Below are 407 nucleotides of genomic sequence, written 5' to 3' on the forward strand. Positions count from 1 at the left end.
GGCCATGAGCAGCGGCCCGCAGCTGCAATCGATCCTGATCGGGCGCGCGGCGGGCGGGCGCCACGTGGCCGTCATCGATGGCGAGACGGTGCGCCAGGGCGAGAGCTTCCGCGGCGCGAAGGTCGTGCGCATCCGCGAGAACGAGGTGGAACTGGTGCGCGGCGGCGAACGCCAGGTGCTGCGCCTGTACGCCGAAGCCGAAGGCGGCATCAAGGGCGACCACGCCGCCACGGTCACCGTGCGGCGCTGACAGAGGATGAGGATGAACGACAAGCGTATTCCGATGCGTTCCATGGCGGCGGCCGCCGCCGCGCTGTTGGCACTCATCGCGCTGGGCGGCTGCCAGACGACGCCCAGCGTGACGACCTACGACAACATCAAGGGCGAGGTGGCGAGCGGCGCGAGCA

The 407-nt window shown here is 70.5% G+C and carries 1 pseudogene; it reads left to right on the forward strand.

Features of this window, described 5'->3' with window-relative positions:
- Positions 1-250, forward strand: a pseudogene (locus ACEN88_RS34425) (hypothetical protein); the annotation flags it as partial.
- Positions 251-407 lie beyond the last annotated feature (157 nt).

The organism is Massilia sp. CT11-108 (assembly GCF_047302915.1).
Classification (GTDB): domain Bacteria; phylum Pseudomonadota; class Gammaproteobacteria; order Burkholderiales; family Burkholderiaceae_D; genus Telluria; species Telluria orientalis.